We start from the raw sequence: 15979 nt of genomic DNA on the forward strand, positions 1-15979 counted from the left end.
TCCTGGTTTCCTCATGCATTCAAGCTTGGTGGACGTCCTCCTTCACTTGAACTTTTCGCTGCTATCCCGGCTTGCCCGGTAGCCGATCAGGATCAGCCCCACCAGCATCATCGCGAATACCTCGGGTTCGGGCAATTCCGACATATTCGCAGGCGGCATGACGATGGTATTGCGGCTGGTAACGGACAGGTTGCGTACCGGTTGGGCCTGCTGCCCTGCATTACTGGAAACAAGTTCGATGGCGGCCGCTTGCGCCGTGCTGCCCAGGCAGAGCGCGAGTGCCGCGGCGAGTGCATATCTTTTCATAAGCGTTCCTTTTCCTGACTGAATCCACGCACCACAGGTCGCGTCATGCGCCTTGCGGGCTTCGAATTCCGACATCAGGATAGCAAAATTCGCAGCAATGGCTGCGTTCAATTGGAACTGATGAGTTGCAGAAAGAAGTCATCAGTTTCGCGCCAGATGACTACACGTTGCCTACATGGCGGCGTCTATATCACGCAACAAAAATGGTTTTTGGAATTAATGAAAGGATGATAACGATTGGTCAGCTCTTCAATGTGATTTGTGCAATAACTCGTCAATTCTTTGGTATCTTCATAATAAATGCTATCAGTTGGATAAGATTTTTCGTTATCGAACTCATCATAATCGCGCCGATTAAAACTTTTTTCTCCACACGGTATACACCTCTGTTTTCTTTGGGGGTATAGTCTCCATATCCCTATTGCCTTCGGGCATCAAAGCAATACCAAACGAACACGTTTGGAGCAGGCGCCGCCGCGCATTTTGGCGATCAGCAATTCGCGATCGCAACGGTGGCCAGCCTAGGCCACCGCCGTCTCCACGAGCAGCATGCCGGAGCGGCAAGCAGTACCACAGCACCGACGCACCCACACACGTAGAGTACCGAGATGCCCAACTTTGCACGAATTCAGATTGCCTTCAAGAACATTTACGTCCGTATCGCGACCGCCATGCTGCTCGGCCTGGTCGTGGCGCTGGCAATCTATAAAGCCGATGTACCGCAAGACACCAGCCCCGTGATCCATTCGCAGAACATTGCCGAAATCACCCAGCTGGCCGAGCAGAAGGGCCGCCTCGAGTATTTGCTGATCGCCAAGCCGCTGTCGGACTCGCCGCGCTACGTCTATAAGTTCAAGGACGCGGCCCAGCTGCACGTGGTGAAGGTGCCCAGCACCTCGCACCTGTCGCTCGAGCGCGAAGTGCTGCTCAAGAATGCGATTCCGTACTCGATCGCCAAGGACGAGTTCCTGTCGACCCACAAGGCCGTCATGGACGAGGGCGAGACCGCGCTCGACAAGACCGGCAGCTTCCTCAAGCGCCACGCCTTCGACATCGCGGTGGTCGTGCTGGTCCTGTACCTGATCAAGTTCGGCATCCCGGGCATGGGCATGAGCGCTTCGGTCATCACCCCGGACAAGCTCAAGGGCAGCATGGACGACCTGATCGGCATGGACGACATCAAGCAGGAAGTCCTGCACCTGGAAGACATGATCCGCAACCGCGACGAATACCAGTCGCACAACATCGACAAGCCGTTCAACGTCATGCTGACCGGCCCGGCGGGCACCGGCAAGACCAAGCTGGTCGGCTACCTGGCCAAGCGCCTGAACATGCCGATGATCTCGGCCTCGGGCTCGGCGCTGGAATCGGGCTACGTCGGCGGCGGCTCCAAGGCCCTGAACGCCCTGTACCGCAAGGCTTGCGCCAAGGGCAAGTGCATCATCTTCCTGGATGAGGCGCAGAGCCTGTTCATGCCGCGCGGCCGCAGCGAAAAGAAGTGGGAAGACGACACCGCCAACACCATGCTGGGCCTGCTGGACGGCGTGAAGAGCGACAAGGGCCAGGGCGTGATCTGGGTCGTCGCCTCGAACTTCGACGATTCCTCGACCGAGATGGACGAAGCGATGCTGCGCCGCTTCTCGGTGAAGATCAATTTCCGCCTGCCGAACAAGCTGGAGCGCAAGGAATTGCTGCGCAGCTTCCTGGCGCGCAAGAAAGAGGGCCTGGTCGACTGGAGCGACCTCGACCTGGACCAGGTGGCCGAGATCACCCAGAACCTGAGCCCGGCGCTGCTGGAAACCGTGGTCGAGCGCGCCAGCATGATCTCGATCCAGGAAAAGGCGATCATCAACACCGACCTGCTGTTCCGTGCCTATGAGCGTGCGACCATCGGCCTGACCGACCGCGCCACGACCGCCGAGAAGACCCTGCAGCGCGAGCGTATCGCCCTGCACGAGCTGGGCCACTTCTTCATGCAGATCGACCCGTACCTGCGCCAGGGCATGAGTCTGGCCGAAGTGAAGGAAAAGTCGCACCTGCTGAAGATCAGCACCGAGGCGGTCTCGAAGATCGGCGCGCTGGGCTATGTGCTGCAGTCGGGCGAGGACATGTCGCTGCGCACCCTGGAAGAGCTGGAGCGCGACGTGGTCGGCCTGTACGGCGGTGTCGCGGCCGAAGAGCTGTTCTACGGCGCCCGCGGCATCTCGGTGGGCAGCCAGAACGACATCGAGAAGATCACCAAGATGCTGAACCTGATGGTCAACCGCCTGTCGATGTATTCGCGCTCGAAGATCGACTACAGCCAGCTGTCCAAGGAAACCACCGGCGAGCACACCCTGCGCCTGGTGGAACAGAAGGCCGACGAGCTGTACACCTATACCCTGGGCGCGATCCGCGACTACAAGCAGGTGATGGAATCGCTGAAGGGCACCCTGATGGAGCAGTACGTGCTGTCCAAGGACGCCGTGTTCGAGCTGCTGGAAGAGCGCAGCGAGCTGTTCATGGCCGCGCTGCACGGCCAGCGCCACGCCAACCTCAAGCTGTGCGCCGAAGAAGCGGCCGCCTGATTACCAGTTCCTTTGCGCGTTTCCGCGGCCCGCCCTGTGCAAGCAGGGCGGGTTTTTTTCTTTGGCGCCGGCTCCAGGCCGTTCAGTGCGCCGGACGCTCGCGCAGCGTGTCGACGACATGCCGGATCATGCTGCCCGCCAGCTCTTCCTCGCCCACGAACACCTTGCCGCCGGTATCCTCGCGCAGCAGTTCCGCCTCGTGTTCGTTATGGGTGCGCACCACGCACTGCACCGAGGGATTGAGCGCCTTTGCGATCTCGACCATCTTGCGCACGTGGAAGGTATCCGGCGTCGCGATCACCAGCATGGCCGCGCGCGCGATATGGGCCTGGATCAGCACGGCCGGCTCGGCCGCATTGCCGACCACCGCCGGAATCCCGCGCCCGCGCAGCTGCTCGACGATCTCGCGGTTCTGCTCGGCCACCACGAAGTGCACGCCGCGCGCGACCAGGTCGTCGGCGATGCGGCGGCCGACGCGGCCGAAGCCCACCAGCACCACCTGGCCGCTGAGCTTTTCGTGCGCCGTTTCCATCGGCAGTTCGGCCAGCGGGTCGCTCGAGCGCTCCAGCTTGCGCGCCAGGGGCGAATTGGAACGCAGCCAGTTGTCGAGCGGGGCGACCGCCTTGAACAGCAGCGGATTGACCGCGATCGAGATGATGGCGCCGGCCAGGATCAGGTTCTGTCCCAGCTGGGGCAGCAGATCGAGCTGCATGCCCAGGGCGGCCAGGATGAAGGAGAACTCGCCGATCTGGGCCAGGCTGGCCGAGACCGTGATCGCGGTATTCAGCGGATAGCGCAGCGCCAGCACCAGGATGAAGGCGGCCAGCGACTTGCCGAACAGAACGATGGCAACCACGGCCAGCACTTGCAGCGGGTACTCGACCAGCACCATCGGGTCGAACAGCATGCCGACCGAGACGAAGAACAGCACCGAGAACGCGTCGCGCAGCGGCAGCGATTCCTCGGCCGCGCGGTGGCTTAGCTCCGACTCGCGCAGCACCATGCCCGCGAAGAAGGCGCCCAGTGCGAAGGACACGCCGAACAGGTGCGAGGAGGCATAAGCGATACCGACCGCGGCCGCGATCACGGCCAAGGTGAACAGTTCGCGCGAATTGGTCTTGGCCACGCGCCACAGGAACCAGGGGAAGACCTTGCGGCCCACGATCAGCATGAAGGCGACGAAGGCGCCGACCTGGAGCAGGGTCTTGCCCAGCGCCGGCCACAGCTCGGCGCCGGCTTCGCCCTTGCCGCCCAGCGGACCGGCCAGCGCCGGCAGCATCACCAGCACCAGCACCGTCACAAGGTCCTCGACCACCAGCCAGCCGACGGCGATGCGCCCGTTCATCGAATCGAGGATGCCGCGCGACTCCAGCGCCCGCAGCAGCACCACGGTGCTGGCCACCGACAGGGCCAGGCCGAACACCAGGCCCGCGCCCAGGCTCCAGCCCCACCAATACGCCATGCCGATGCCCATGGCGGTGGCGACCCCGATCTGCAGCAGCGCGCCGGGCAGGGCGATGCCCTTGACCTCGAGCAGGTCGCGCATCGAGAAATGCAGGCCGACCCCGAACATCAGCAGCATCACACCAATTTCGGCAAGCTGGGAGGCGAGGGCGACGTCGGCGACGAAGCCCGGCGTGGCCGGGCCTATGAATACGCCGGCGGCAAGATAGCCGACCAGGGCCGGAAGCTTGAGGCGCACGGCCAGCATGCCGAAGAGCAAGCCGAAGCCGAGTGCGGCGGCAATGGTGGTGATCAGGCTGAGTTCATGATGCATCCGAGGGGGCTCCTTATCAGGTTGAGAACCCTGAGAGTATAAGCGACTGGCTCGGATGCGCTGTTTTTTAGAACATTGTTTAAGACACCGTCGCCAGGTCCAGGATCGCCTTTTGCATCGACTCGCGCACGGTTTCGTAGTGCTGCGGCTGGGCCTTGCGATCCAGCCTGAACAGCATCAGCCCCTGGATCTGCGCCACGATCAGGATCGAGCGCTGCATGGTTTCCTCGTCCGAGAGCGCCGGATTCAGCCCGTGGATCAGCCCGTAGATCGCCTTGCGCTCGCGCGCCATCATCTTGCCCATCAGGCTGGAGGCGAAGGGATGGCGCGAGGCCAGCGCCCAGATCTCGAAGAACACCGCATGCATGACCGGGTCGGTGATCTCTTCCAGGAACATGTCCACGGTGGTCTGGAAACGCTCGACCTGGGGCCGGCCGGTCATGCTGACCCCGATCGAATCCATCTTGGCCTGGAAGACATCCATGATGTACAGCAGCAGCGCCTCGACCAGCACATCCTTGCTGCCGTAATAATGCTGTACGTTGGACAGGCTCATGCCCGCTTCCTGCGCCACCCGCCGCATCGACAGCCCGGCATAGCCTTCTCCCGCCAGCAGGCGGCGGGCGGCAAGCAGGATGTCCTGGGCCCTTTCCAGGCCTTTTTCGGTGGTGCTGGACAGCTTGGCGCGCAGGGCGCCGTCGAGAGTATTCATGCTGGGATTATCGCATGGGACTCGCAAAAAACAGGTCGCCTGACCTATAATCAGCACATAATAGGTCGAGCGACCTAGTCTATAACAGGGAGACAAGGATGAGCCGGAAAGTATATGTGACGGGTGTGGGCATGATCCCCTTCGCCAAGCCGGGCGCCAGCAGCCCTTACCATGCGATGGGCTACCGCGCCGCGCGCGCCGCGCTGGACGATGCGGGCCTGGCCTATGACGAGGTGGAGCAGGCCTACGTCGGCTATGTCTACGGCGATTCGACCAGCGGCCAGAAAGCCCTGTACCAGCTCGGCATGACCGGCATCCCCATCGTCAACGTCAACAACAACTGCTCGACCGGCTCGACCGCGCTGTACCTGGCGCGCCAGGCCATCGAGAGCGGCGCCGCCGAGTGCGTGCTGGCGCTGGGCTTCGAGCAGATGAACCCGGGCGCCCTGGGCTCGGTCTTCACCGACCGCCCGACGCCGTTCGACGCCTTCGACGAGGTGACCGACCGCCTGGTCGGCAAGCCCGAGATCCCGTTGGCGCTGCGCTACTTCGGCGGCGCGGGCCTGGCCCACATGCGCAAGTACGGCACGCCGCTCGAGGCCTTCGCCCGCATCCGCGCCAAGGCCAGCCGCCATGCCGTGAACAACCCGCTGGCGCTGTTCCGCAAGGAAGTCAGCACCCAGGACGTGCTGGACGCGCCCGAGATCTGGCCGGGCGTGATGACCCGCCTGATGGCTTGCCCGCCGACCTGCGGCGCGGCCGCCGCGCTGCTGGTGTCGGAAGACTTCGCGCGCCGCCACAAGCTGCGCGCCGACGTCCACATCGCCGGCCAGGCGATGACCACCGACCGTCCCAGCACCTTCGAGGCCGACGACATGATGCGGGTGGTCGGCTACGACATGAGCCGCGCCGCCGCGCGCAAGGTCTACGAGCAGGCCGGCGTCGCACCGGAAGACCTGGACGTGGTCGAGCTGCACGACTGCTTCGCGCACAACGAACTGATCACCTACGAAGCCCTGGGCCTGTGCCCCGAAGGCGGCGCGGACAAATTCATCCGCGAAGGCGGCAACACCTACGGCGGCCAGGTGGTCACCAACCCGTCCGGCGGCCTGCTGTCCAAAGGGCACCCGCTGGGCGCCACCGGACTGGCGCAGTGCTTCGAGCTGACCCACCAGCTGCGCGGCAGCGCCGGCGCGCGCCAGGTCGAGGGCGCGCGCGTGGCCCTGCAGCACAACCTGGGCCTGGGCGGCGCCTGCGTCGTCACCCTCTACCGTAATTGAAGGGACGGGCATGGAACAGCTTTCCCCATGGATGAATGAAGAACTGCAGGCCTTCCGCGACGCCGTGCGGCGTTTCGTGGAGGGCGAGGTCGTGCCGCACCAGGACGCCTGGCGCAAGCAGCAGCACGTCGACCGCACGCTGTGGCGCAAGGCCGGCGAGATGGGCCTGCTGGCGGCCGATATCCCCGAAGAGTACGGCGGCGCGGGCGGCAGCTTCGCCCACATGGCGGTGGTGTTCGAGGAGCTGTCCTACGGCGGCGACACCGCCTTCGGCATCCACGTGCACGCCATCGTCGAGCACTACCTGCTCAACCAGGGCACCGAAGAACAGAAGCGACGTTATCTCCCGCGCCTGGCCGGCGGCGAGATGATCGCCGCCATCGCCATGTCGGAGCCGGGCGCGGGCTCGGACCTGAAGGGCATCCGCACGGTCGCGCGCAAGACCGCCGACGGCTACCGCGTCACCGGCTCCAAGACCTTCATCTCGAACGGCTACCTGGCCGACCTGGTGCTGGTGGTGGCCAAGACCGACCCGGCGGCCGGCGCCAAGGGCGTGTCGCTGATGCTGCTGGAGACCAGGGACAACGAGGGCTTCCGCGTCGGCCGCATCCTCGACAAGGTGGGGCAGAAAGGCCAGGACACCTGCGAGCTGTTCTTCGACGAGGCCTACGTCCCGCTGGAAAACGTGCTGGGCGGCGAGGAGGGCAGGGGCTTCGCCCAGCTGATGACCGAGCTGCCCTATGAGCGCACCATCCTGGGCGTGTGCGGCGTGGCCGCGATCGAGCGCGCGCTGCGGCTGACGATCGAGCACACGCGCGAGCGCAAGGCCTTCGGCCAGCTGCTCATCGAGATGCAGAACACCCGCTTCGTGCTGGCCGAGATCAAGACCGAGGCCACCATCGCGCGCGTGTTCATCGACCGCTGCATCGAAGACATGCTGGCCGGGCGCATGGACACGGTCCAGGCCTCGATGGCCAAGTGGTGGATCTCTGACCTGCAGTGCAAGGTGGTCGACCAGTGCGTGCAGCTGTTCGGCGGCTACGGCTACATGCTGGAGTACCCGATCGCCCAGATGTACGTGGACGCGCGCGTGCAGCGCATCTATGGCGGCGCGAACGAGATCATGAAAGAAATCATCGCCCGTTCGCTCTAAGGAGAAAAGGCATGCCCGGACCGCTGCAGGGAGTCAAAGTCATTGAAATGGTCGGGATCGGACCTTGTCCCTTCGCCGCCATGATGCTGGCCGACATGGGGGCGGAAGTCCTGCGCATCGAGCGCAAGAGCGCACCGGGCGACGGCAATCCCTACCCGACCTTGGGGACGAAATACGACGTGATGGCGCGCGGCCGGCGCACCCTGGCCCTGGACCTGAAGCAGGCCGCGGGCCGCGAGACCCTGCTGCAGCTGGCGGAACAGGCCGACGTGCTGCTGGAAGGCTTCCGTCCCGGCGTCATGGAGCGCCTGGGCCTGGGGCCGGACATCCTGCTGGGGCGTAACCCCGGGATGGTGATGGGCCGCGTCACCGGCTGGGGCCAGTACGGCCCGCTGGCCTATGCGGCGGGACACGACATCAACTACGTGGCGCTGTCCGGCATGCTGCACGCCATGGGACGCAAGGACGGGCCGCCGGCGCCGCCCCTGAACCTGGTGGGCGACTTCGGCGGCGGCGGCATGCTGCTGGCCTTCGGCGTGTTGTGCGCGGTGCTGGAAGCGCGCCAGTCGGGCCAGGGCCAGGTGGTCGACGCCGCCATGACCGATGGCGCGGCCCTGCTGGGCTCCATGGTCTATGGCCTGCGCGCCCACGAGATGTGGAGCGACCGGCGCGAAGCCAACCTGCTCGACGGCGGCGCGCCCTTCTACGATACCTATGCCTGCAGCGACGGCAAGTTCGTCGCCATCGGGGCGATCGAGCCGCAGTTCTATTCCCAGCTGCTGGTGCTGGCCGGCGTCGACGATCCCGCCTTCGAGAAGCAGTGGCGCGAGAGCCGCTGGCCGGAACTCAAGGAGAAATTCGCCGCCCTGTTCGCGACCAGGACGCGCGACGAATGGTGCAGCCTGCTGGAAGGCAGCGACGCCTGCTTCGCGCCGGTGCTCGACATGGCCGAGGCGCCGCGCCACCCGCACAATGCGGCGCGCGGCACCTTCGTGGAAGTCGACGGCGTGACCCAGCCGGCCCCGGCGCCGCGTTTCAGCCGCACGCCGGCCGCCGTGCCCGAAGCGGTCGTTCCCGCGGAGGATGGCGCCGCCATCCTGGCCGACTGGGGGCTGGGCCGGGCGGCAATCGAAGCGCTGCGCGAGGGGCAAGTCATATAGCATAGGCGGCGTCAGCTCAACAACAGTAGCGGATGCCGGCCATGCAAGCGACCACCAAGCAAGACGAACTGCGCCAGTCCAAGATGCTCGCCCTGGGATTTTTCCTGGGCGCGGCCGCGCTGTTCGTCCTGACCCTGTTCCTGCCGGCGAACTGGTGGACCGGCCTGCTGCGCGCGTTTTCCGAGGCCGCCATGGTGGGCGCCCTGGCCGACTGGTTCGCGGTGGTGGCGCTGTTCAAGCCGGTGCCGATTCCCTTCGTGTCGCGCCACACGGCCATCATCCCCAACAACAAGGCGCGCATCGCCGACAACCTGGCCGTGTTCGTGCGCGAGAAATTCCTCGACACCGACTCCATCGTCGGCCTGATCCAGCGCCACGATCCGGTGCGCAAGGTGGCCGAGTGGCTGGCCAAGCCGGCCAACACGGAACTGATGGGCGGCTACCTGGTGCGCGCCGCCACCTGGATGCTCGACTTCATCGAGGACGCGGCGGTGCAGGGCTTCATCAGCCGCGCCGTGCATTCCATGGTGCGCAGCGTCGATCTGTCGAAGTCCGCCGGCGCGATCCTGGAAAGCCTGACGCGCGGCCGGCGCCACCAGGAACTGCTCGACGAAGGCATCCGCCAGCTGGCGCGCCTGCTCGACAACCCCAAGACCCAGGCCACCATCTCGGACGGCATCGTCGAATGGCTGAAGGAGGAGTACGCCTTCATCGAGCGCATGCTGCCCTCGGACCTGATCGGCCGCAAGGGCGCCGACATCGCGGTGCGGCTGGCGGCCGGCATCCTGGGCAAGGTCGCGGCCGACCCCCAGCATCCGCTGCGCCAGCGCTTCGACGACTACGTGGCGGAGTTCATCGAACGCCTCAAGGACGATCCGGACTTCCTCGACAAGGCCGAGGAGATCAAGCGCTACCTGCTGGAAGACGAAAAGCTCAACGGCTATCTGAAGGAGTTGTGGGACGAGCTGAAGGACTGGCTCAAGCGCGACCTGCACAGCGAGGATTCCAGCCTGCGGCGGCGCGTCGTGGCCATGGGCGCCTGGGTCGGCAAGGTGCTGAGCGAAGACCCGCAGCTGCGCCAGTCGCTGCACGAGAACCTGGAATCGGCCGCGCGCGGCGCGGCGCCCGAATTCGCGGGCTATCTGACCCGGCACATCGCCGACACCGTCAAGAACTGGCCGGACGAAGAGATGTCGCAGCAGATCGAACTCAATATCGGCAAGGACCTGCAGTACATCCGCATCAACGGCACCATCGTGGGCGGGCTGATCGGCGTGACGCTCTACCTGCTGTCCCAATTGCCGGCCCTGTTGGGATAAGATGAATTCAAACCACTCCTGGAGCGCATCATGGAACAGCTGGCATTGAACGCCTGGCTTGCGGCCCATCCCGAGGTCGAGCAGATTCCGGGGCGCGACCTGTTCATCGTCGCGCGCTACATGGTGCCGCTGGACGCCAACCTGGCCCAGGGCTGCCTGGTGGCCGCCGGCGTGCCCGCCGTGCTGGCCGACGCCCACCTGATGCAGACCGACTTGCTGCTGGCGCCGGCGCTGGGCGGGGTGAGGGTGCTGGTGCCGGCCGAACACCTCCAGCAGGCGCACGCGGTGCTGGCGGGGCTGGCGCGCGGTGATTATGCGTTGGACGACGACTGCACTTACGGCTGAGCAGATCGGCCGTATAAGTGGGATGGCGCACAAAAAAGAGGCAACGGGCGCGCTAAGCTGGGCTCATCGTTCGTATGAAAGGAGAGCCATCATGCCTCAAGGTGATAAATCGTCGTACACCGACAAGCAGAAGCGCCAGGTCAAGCACATCGAGGAAGGCTACGAGAAGAAGGGCGTCGGCAAGAAGGAAGCCGAGCGCCGTGCCTGGGCCACCGAGAACAAGGTCTCGGGCGGCGGCAAGAAGCACTGACCTGCATTTCCCTCGTGGACGGCCTGCCGTCCACGCGCCTCAGTCCGCCGCCAGCGGGCACACCAGCCGTAGCCTCTCCAGCAATCCCGTCTTCAAGGCCTGCAGTTCGGCGATCCGCAGATCGATCGCGACCACTTTTTCTTCCAGCAGCCTCGCAACCGCTTGATCGGGCTTGTCCGCCTCCCACAGCGCAGGCAGGTTCTCGCCGATCTCCGCCAGGCTGAAGCCCAGCTTCTGCGCCATCCGGATATACCCGACCAGCTGCGCCGTCTCCGGTGCATACTGCCGGTAGCCGTTGCCGCCGCGCCCCGCGCGGATCAGTCCGCGCTTCTCGTAGAAACGCAAGGTGTCGCAGCTGACGCCGGTCGCCCCGGCAAGCTCCCCGATCTTCATCACACTTCTCCCATCACTGCTTGACCCTGAAGTGTACTCCAGGCTTTACGCTGCGGCTTTCAGTCAAAGGAGATCTCCATGCTGTCACTGTCCCTGGCCTTGCCCCGCTACCTGCGCATCGTCCGCCTGAGCGCCTGGTACGACCTGATCGTCACCGCAGGCTTCGCCACACCCTGGACCTTCGCCCTGATCCACCAGGGCCTGTCGCTGCTGGCGCAGCGGTCCGGCATGCCCGGCAGTTTTCCTTCGTTCGAGCCCGCCCACATGCTGATGGCCAACCTGCTCGGCTCGGTGGTCGTGGTGTGGTCGCTGGTGCGTTTGCGCGATACGCAGCCCGTCTACGGCCGCTACGACGCGCTCGGCCGCTTCCTGTTCGCCGCCTGGCAGCTCTATGCGGTCGCGCAGGGCGCAAGCTGGCTGATCCTCGGATTCACGGCGGTCGAGCTGGCCTTCGGCGCCGCCCAGCTGCTGCCGGTGCGGAACCAACTGCCGCGTTTTCATGTCGATCCCATTCCTAACAAGAGATAAGAATCGGAGGTCGTCATGGCAACAACTGCTGAAGGTGGTGCAGGGGAGGCTGAAGAGCGGCGCCTCTGTTCCTTGCATGCGTTGCCGAAGCGGATCCTGCCACTACGTGCTGCGGGTATGGATGGTTCACAGCGACCGCCGCGACCAGACCTCGGTCATGATGTGGTGACGGGCCCGCAAAAACAAAAAAGCCGTTGATCGCGGGATCAACGGCTTCCTGTCGAACTGGTGGTGATAGGTGGACTTGAACCACCGACCCCAGCATTATGAGTGCTGTGCTCTAACCAGCTGAGCTATATCACCAAAATCATGAAAGCAAAAATGGCTCGACTCGAGGAGTCAAGCCATTCGCTTGGAATTCTGTGGTGGTGATAGGTGGACTTGAACCACCGACCCCAGCATTATGAGTGCTGTGCTCTAACCAGCTGAGCTATATCACCGCAACGGCAGGCATTATCGCGGCTGCCTCTTACCCTGTCAAGCTTGGATCTTGTGCCGTCGTGCAAAAAAGCGTCGCATCAGGCACGAGGGACCCAGCATACCCGAAATTCAGGGAAGCAGGAGCTCGACTTCCAGGTCCGCGCTGCCCTTGCCGGCGTAGCCGAGCCGCATCGCCGCCGCATAGGACAAGTCGATGATGCGGTCGTGCAGGAAGGGACCGCGGTCGTTCAGGCGCACCACCACGCTCTTGCCGTTCTCCAGGTTGGTAACGCGGGCGTAGGAGGGCAGCGGCAGGGTCGGATGCGCGGCGGTCAGCTGCAGCATGTCGTAGGGCTCGCCGATCGATCCCTTCTTGCCGTGGTAGCGCGTCCCGTACCAGGAACCCTTGCCGCGCTGCTTGAAGGGCGCCAGCTCGGTCATCGGCGTGAACTTCTTGCCAAGCACCTCGTAGGGCCGCTTGGCCCACTTATTGATGGGTTCGCGTTTCGGCACCGGTTCGGGGAGGGCGTCGACCATCTCCTGGGTGATGCCTTTCATGGGGCCGTCGTTCAGGTAATACTTGGACGGGACGGCGCCTGGAATGGTTTTCGACGGTGCAACGGTCGGGGTGCTGGAACAGGCTGCGAGCAGGGCGGAGATTGCGGCGATGAAGCCATAGCGGAAAAATGAAGTCGTCATGCGGGAGGGCGGTGGCGCGCCACCGTATTGCTGATCAGCGGGAATGCTAACGGACTGATACACATTACCACAGGAAATTTACATTTGGAAAAAACCTGTGGCGTGGATTCCACGCCGGCAAACGCCATGGACTTGCTATTTTTGCAAATTCGCCAGGTGGGCCAGCATCGCCGGCGCCGGGTCCGGCCCCAGGCAGTCGAGCACGATCCGCTGCGGCATCGCGCGCAGCCAGGTGAGCTGGCGCTTGGCCAGCTGGCGCGTGGCGACGATGCCCGCTTCGCGCAAGCCAGCACGGTCGACGCGGCCGTCGAGGTATTCCCAGGCCTGGCGGTAGCCGACGCAGCGCATCGAGGGCAGGGATGGGTTCAGGTCGCCGCGGGCGCGCAGGCGCTTCACTTCTTCCACCAGGCCGGCATCGTCGCTCGCGCCCAGCATCTGGTCGAAGCGCAGCGCGATGCGCTGGTGCAGGACGCTGCGGTCCGAGGGTTCCAGGGCGAAGGACAGCAGCTCGAAAGGCAGCTCGGGCTTGGCGCGGCGCGCCAGCAGTTCCGACATCGGCTTGCCGCTCAGCTCGATGATTTCCAGCGCGCGGTTGATGCGCTGGGCGTCGTTCGGCGCCAGGCGGTCGGCCGTGGCCGGGTCCAGGGTGCGCAGCCTGGCGTGCATCCCGGGCCAGCCGATGCGCGCGGCTTCTTCCTCGATGGCGGCGCGCACCTGCGGGTCGGCGGTCGGCAGGTCGTCCAGGCCGTCGGTCAGGCCCTTGAAGTACATCATGGTGCCGCCCACCAGCAGCGGCAACCTGCCGCGCGCCTGGATCTCGGCCACCAGGCGGATGGTGTCGGCGCTGAACTGCGCCACCGAATACGACTCGAGCGGATCGAGGATGTCGATCAGGTGGTGCGGCGCGCTGGCCAGTTCTACCGGCGTCGGCTTGGCGGTGCCGATGTCCATCTCGCGGTAGATCAGGGCCGAGTCGACCGAGATGATCTCCACCGGGTGTTCGCGCGCGATCGCCAGCGCCGCCGCCGTTTTGCCGGACGCGGTCGGGCCCATGATGGCCACCGCCATCGGTTTCTTCATCGTCGCCATCATTGACCGCGCAGGAAAAGCTTGTCGAGAGCGGCGATCTCGAGCTGGACCCAGGTCGGGCGGCCGTGGTTGCACTGGTCGGCGCGCTCGGTGCTTTCCATCTGGCGCAGCAGCGCGTTCATCTCGGGCGTGGACAGGATGCGGTTGGCGCGCACCGCCGTGTGGCAGGCGAGGGTGCCCAGCAGTTCGTTGCGGCGCTCGACCAGCACGCGCGAGCCGCCGAATTCGCGCACGTCGCGCAGCACGTCGCGCGCCAGGGTCTGGGCGTCGGCGTTCTTCAGCAGCGAGGGCACCGAGCGTACCGCCAGGGTGGTGGGCGAGAGCGCGGCGATGTCGAAGCCGAGCGCCTTGAGCGTGTCCTGGTGGTCCTGGGCGGTCGCCACTTCCACCGCATCGGCGTAGAAGGTCACGGGGATCAGGAGCGACTGCACCTGCATTTCTTCCTGGCCGTCCAGACGCGCGTCCAGCGCATGCTTGAGCTGCTCGTAGAGGATGCGCTCGTGCGCCGCGTGCATGTCGACCAGCACCAGGCCCTTGGTGTTCTGGGCCAGGATGTAGATGCCGTGCAGCTGGGCCAGTGCGAAGCCGAGCGGGAAGTCCTCGTTCGACAGCGGGCGGTCCGAGGCCGACAGCGGCACATTCGCGGGCGAAGGCGCCGGGGCCTCCGGACGCGAGGATTCGTTCGCGGCGAACAGCGCGCCGTAGGCGGCGGTGCTTTGCGCTACGCCCGCGCGCGGCTCGTCCCAGCGGCTGCCGGCCGGGAAGGGAGAGGGCGAGAAGGTCGGGGACAGCTGGGCGCCGAACGAGGTCTGCTCGTGCGGGCGCGGCTGCCAGACCGGCGTGCCGGTCGGCCTGATCTCGGCCGCGCTGATCGGCGCCGGCGCGCTGCCGTGCGCGGTGGCCGAGGTCTGGGCCAGGGTGCGCTGCACCGCGTGGAACACGAACTGGTGCACGGCGCGGCTGTCGCGGAAGCGCACTTCGATCTTGGACGGGTGGACGTTGACGTCCACCAGCGCCGGGTCGAGTTCGAGCGCCAGCACATAGGACGGGAAGCGGTCGCCGTGCAGCACGTCCTGGTAGGCCGCGCGTACCGCGTGCACCAGCAGCTTGTCGCGCACGAAGCGCCCGTTCACATAGAAGAACTGGCCGTCGGCGCGCGCCTTGGAGGCCGTCGGCAGGCCGACGTAGCCGTGCAGGCGCAGCGGGCCGGCCGATTCGTCCAGCGCCAGGCGCGCTTCGGCGAAATCGCCGCCGAGGATCTGGGCGCTGCGTTTGGCCGGTTCGCTCACGTTCCAGTGGTCGATGGTGCGGCCGTTGTGCGTCAGGCTGAAGGACACGTCCGGCCGCGCCAGCGCGATGCGGCGTACGACTTCGGCGCAGTGGGCGTATTCGGTCTGTTCCGACTTGAGGAACTTGCGCCGCGCGGGCGTATTGAAGTACAGGTCCTGGACGTCGATGGTGGTGCCGAAGGCGCCGGACGAGGGTGCCACGGTGCCGTGGTGCGAACCGACGATTTCGTAGGCGTGGGGCGAGCCGGCGGTGCGCGAGGTGATGCGCACGGCGGACACCGCCGCGATCGAGGCCAGGGCCTCGCCGCGGAAGCCCAGGGTGGACACGTTCTCGAGATCGGTCAGCGAGGCGATCTTCGAGGTGGCGTGGCGCGACAGGGCGAGCGGCAATTCCTCGGGCGGGATGCCGCGGCCGTTGTCGGTGATCGCGATGCGCTTGACGCCGCCTTCCTCCAGGCGCACGGTGATCTGGGTCGAGCCCGCATCGAGCGCGTTTTCCAGCAGTTCCTTGACCACGGCCGATGGCCGCTCGACCACTTCGCCGGCGGCGATCTGGGAGATGAGCTGGTCGGGGAGTTGCTGGATGGGACGGTAGGTGAGGACGGGCGCGTTCATGCCGGGATTATATCGCGGCGGGGTTGAGGCGGATCAGGCTCGGCGGGAATTCGGAAGCGATTGTGGTCTGCTTGCAA

At 65.3% G+C, this 15979-nt stretch carries 15 protein-coding genes and 2 tRNA genes; 8 read left to right on the plus strand and 9 right to left on the minus strand.

Translation table 11 applies throughout. The features are described from left to right. Nucleotides 1-42: 42 nt before the first annotated feature. Nucleotides 43-417 carry a hypothetical protein gene (locus tag J8847_RS09930; RefSeq protein WP_229429685.1) on the minus strand — a complete coding sequence of 125 codons (375 nt, stop codon included), beginning with the start codon at nucleotides 415-417 and terminating at the stop codon, nucleotides 43-45. 497 nt (nucleotides 418-914) lie between these two features. Here J8847_RS09930 and J8847_RS09935 point away from each other — a divergent pair, with 497 nt between their 5' ends. After that, the gene (locus J8847_RS09935) at nucleotides 915-2873 is read left to right on the plus strand and encodes an AAA family ATPase (protein WP_211524538.1); all 1959 of its coding nucleotides are present in this window, start codon (nucleotides 915-917) and stop codon (nucleotides 2871-2873) included. 82 nt (nucleotides 2874-2955) lie between these two features. Here the strand turns inward: J8847_RS09935 and ybaL are convergent, their stop codons facing one another. After that, nucleotides 2956-4650, minus strand: a complete 1695-nt coding sequence (ybaL, locus tag J8847_RS09940; protein ID WP_211524539.1) for a YbaL family putative K(+) efflux transporter — start codon at nucleotides 4648-4650, stop codon at nucleotides 2956-2958. Nucleotides 4651-4729: 79 nt separating this feature from the next. After that, the gene (locus J8847_RS09945) at nucleotides 4730-5362 is read right to left on the minus strand and encodes a TetR/AcrR family transcriptional regulator (RefSeq protein ID WP_211524540.1); all 633 of its coding nucleotides are present in this window, start codon (nucleotides 5360-5362) and stop codon (nucleotides 4730-4732) included. A 98-nt stretch (nucleotides 5363-5460) separates the two neighbouring features. On the opposite strand from J8847_RS09945, the gene J8847_RS09950 reads away from it, so the two are divergent. From J8847_RS09950 to J8847_RS09975, 6 genes are all read left to right on the plus strand, one after another. After that, nucleotides 5461-6642 (plus strand): lipid-transfer protein, encoded by a 1182-nt coding sequence (locus J8847_RS09950; protein WP_211524541.1) that lies wholly within the window; start codon nucleotides 5461-5463, stop codon nucleotides 6640-6642. A 10-nt stretch (nucleotides 6643-6652) separates the two neighbouring features. Further along, nucleotides 6653-7795: an acyl-CoA dehydrogenase family protein gene (locus J8847_RS09955; RefSeq protein ID WP_229512671.1), complete on the plus strand. Its 1143-nt coding sequence runs from the start codon at nucleotides 6653-6655 to the stop codon at nucleotides 7793-7795. Nucleotides 7796-7806: 11 nt separating this feature from the next. After that, nucleotides 7807-8955, plus strand: coding sequence for a CaiB/BaiF CoA-transferase family protein (locus J8847_RS09960; protein WP_211524542.1), 1149 nt, complete (start codon nucleotides 7807-7809; stop codon nucleotides 8953-8955). A gap of 41 nt (nucleotides 8956-8996) precedes the next feature. After that, nucleotides 8997-10274, plus strand: a complete 1278-nt coding sequence (locus J8847_RS09965; protein WP_211524543.1) for a DUF445 domain-containing protein — start codon at nucleotides 8997-8999, stop codon at nucleotides 10272-10274. Nucleotides 10275-10304: 30 nt separating this feature from the next. Beyond that, nucleotides 10305-10619: a putative signal transducing protein gene (locus tag J8847_RS09970; RefSeq protein WP_211524544.1), complete on the plus strand. Its 315-nt coding sequence runs from the start codon at nucleotides 10305-10307 to the stop codon at nucleotides 10617-10619. A gap of 91 nt (nucleotides 10620-10710) precedes the next feature. Beyond that, on the plus strand, nucleotides 10711-10869 hold the full coding sequence (locus tag J8847_RS09975) for a hypothetical protein (protein WP_211524545.1): 159 nt from the start codon (nucleotides 10711-10713) through the stop codon (nucleotides 10867-10869). 39 nt (nucleotides 10870-10908) lie between these two features. Here J8847_RS09975 and J8847_RS09980 read toward each other — a convergent pair whose 3' ends face one another. Further along, nucleotides 10909-11262 (minus strand): MerR family transcriptional regulator, encoded by a 354-nt coding sequence (locus J8847_RS09980; protein WP_211524546.1) that lies wholly within the window; start codon nucleotides 11260-11262, stop codon nucleotides 10909-10911. 78 nt (nucleotides 11263-11340) lie between these two features. Here J8847_RS09980 and J8847_RS09985 point away from each other — a divergent pair, with 78 nt between their 5' ends. After that, nucleotides 11341-11790, plus strand: a complete 450-nt coding sequence (locus J8847_RS09985) for a hypothetical protein (protein WP_211524547.1) — start codon at nucleotides 11341-11343, stop codon at nucleotides 11788-11790. A gap of 226 nt (nucleotides 11791-12016) precedes the next feature. On the opposite strand, the gene J8847_RS09990 is transcribed toward J8847_RS09985, so the two are convergent. From J8847_RS09990 to mutL, 5 genes are all read right to left on the minus strand, one after another. Further along, a tRNA-Met gene (locus J8847_RS09990) sits at nucleotides 12017-12093 on the minus strand. 60 nt (nucleotides 12094-12153) lie between these two features. Further along, nucleotides 12154-12230, minus strand: a tRNA-Met gene (locus tag J8847_RS09995). A 109-nt stretch (nucleotides 12231-12339) separates the two neighbouring features. Next, nucleotides 12340-12909 carry a septal ring lytic transglycosylase RlpA family protein gene (locus tag J8847_RS10000; RefSeq protein ID WP_211524548.1) on the minus strand — a complete coding sequence of 190 codons (570 nt, stop codon included), beginning with the start codon at nucleotides 12907-12909 and terminating at the stop codon, nucleotides 12340-12342. 135 nt (nucleotides 12910-13044) lie between these two features. Then, nucleotides 13045-13998: a tRNA (adenosine(37)-N6)-dimethylallyltransferase MiaA gene (gene miaA, locus J8847_RS10005; protein WP_229512675.1), complete on the minus strand. Its 954-nt coding sequence runs from the start codon at nucleotides 13996-13998 to the stop codon at nucleotides 13045-13047. Further along, nucleotides 13998-15902 (minus strand): DNA mismatch repair endonuclease MutL, encoded by a 1905-nt coding sequence (mutL, locus tag J8847_RS10010; RefSeq protein ID WP_211524550.1) that lies wholly within the window; start codon nucleotides 15900-15902, stop codon nucleotides 13998-14000. Before mutL ends, miaA begins: the two co-directional genes overlap by 1 nt. Nucleotides 15903-15979: the final 77 nt, after the last annotated feature.

Source organism: Massilia sp. AB1, from assembly GCF_018119385.1.
Lineage (GTDB): Bacteria > Pseudomonadota > Gammaproteobacteria > Burkholderiales > Burkholderiaceae_D > Telluria.